The sequence below is a fragment of the Halolactibacillus halophilus genome, assembly GCF_900115605.1.
GTDB lineage: Bacteria > Bacillota > Bacilli > Bacillales > Amphibacillaceae > Halolactibacillus > Halolactibacillus halophilus.
This window is the reverse complement of record NZ_FOXC01000067.1, coordinates 1-1,743: the sequence shown is the minus strand read 5'-3', so window position 1 is coordinate 1,743 and position 1,743 is coordinate 1. Positions and strand designations below refer to the sequence as shown.

The window sequence follows — 1,743 nt, the reverse complement described above, 5'->3', positions numbered from 1 at the left end:
CTTTGACCACTCAAAACTGAATAAACACACAACAGTAAGTCAAGCACAGTCCGTTAGGACTGTTTCCGTTAATTTCCTTAGAAAGGAGGTGATCCAGCCGCACCTTCCGATACGGCTACCTTGTTACGACTTCACCCCAATCATTTGTCCCACCTTCGGCGGCTGGCTCCAAAAGGTTACCTCACCGACTTCGGGTGTTACAAACTCTCGTGGTGTGACGGGCGGTGTGTACAAGACCCGGGAACGTATTCACCGTGGCATGCTGATCCACGATTACTAGCGATTCCGGCTTCATGTAGGCGAGTTGCAGCCTACAATCCGAACTGAGAATGGTTTTATGGGATTTGCTAAACCTCGCGGTCTTGCGGCCCTTTGTACCATCCATTGTAGCACGTGTGTAGCCCAGGTCATAAGGGGCATGATGATTTGACGTCATCCCCACCTTCCTCCGGTTTGTCACCGGCAGTCACCTTAGAGTGCCCAACTGAATGCTGGCAACTAAGATCAAGGGTTGCGCTCGTTGCGGGACTTAACCCAACATCTCACGACACGAGCTGACGACAACCATGCACCACCTGTCACTCTGTCCCCGAAGGGAACGTCCTATCTCTAGGAGTGTCAGAGGATGTCAAGACCTGGTAAGGTTCTTCGCGTTGCTTCGAATTAAACCACATGCTCCACCGCTTGTGCGGGTCCCCGTCAATTCTTTTGAGTTTCAGCCTTGCGGCCGTACTCCCCAGGCGGAGTGCTTAATGCGTTAACTGCAGCACTAAGGGGCGGAAACCCCCTAACACCTAGCACTCATCGTTTACGGCGTGGACTACCAGGGTATCTAATCCTGTTTGCTCCCCACGCTTTCGCGCCTCAGCGTCAGTTACAGACCAGAGAGTCGCCTTCGCCACTGGTGTTCCTCCATATATCTACGCATTTCACCGCTACACATGGAATTCCACTCTCCTCTTCTGTACTCAAGTCCCCCAGTTTCCAATGACCGCTTGCGGTTGAGCCGCAAGATTTCACATCAGACTTAAGAGACCGCCTGCGCGCGCTTTACGCCCAATAATTCCGGACAACGCTTGCCCCCTACGTATTACCGCGGCTGCTGGCACGTAGTTAGCCGGGGCTTTCTCGTCAGGTACCGTCAAGGTACCGCCCTATTTGAACGGTACTTGTTCTTCCCTAACAACAGAACTTTACGATCCGAAAACCTTCATCGTTCACGCGGCGTTGCTCCGTCAGACTTTCGTCCATTGCGGAAGATTCCCTACTGCTGCCTCCCGTAGGAGTCTGGGCCGTGTCTCAGTCCCAGTGTGGCCGATCACCCTCTCAGGTCGGCTACGCATCGTGGCCTTGGTGAGCCGTTACCTCACCAACTAGCTAATGCGCCGCGGGCCCATCTATAAGTGACAGCTAAAAGCCGCCTTTTAAAGTGTGTTCATGTGAACGCACTGGTTATCCGGTATTAGCCCATGTTTCCACGAGTTATCCCAGTCTTATAGGTAGGTTGCCCACGTGTTACTCACCCGTCCGCCGCTCATTCCACTGATCGTCACCCCGAAGGGGTCTGTTCAGCTTCCTGCGCTCGACTTGCATGTATTAGGCACGCCGCCAGCGTTCGTCCTGAGCCAAGATCAAACTCTCAATAATATTGATGAGTAATTCTTTACTCTGGTTTCAAGCACTAGCTTGTCTTACTTTATTTCTTAACTTTACTGTGTGTGTTATTCAGTTTTCAATGGTCAA

General features: G+C 52.0%; 1 rRNA gene. It reads right to left on the bottom strand.

The window, feature by feature from the left end:
* Positions 1 to 81: 81 nt before the first annotated feature.
* Positions 82 to 1,647, bottom strand: a 16S ribosomal RNA gene (locus tag BM098_RS12895).
* Positions 1,648 to 1,743: the final 96 nt, after the last annotated feature.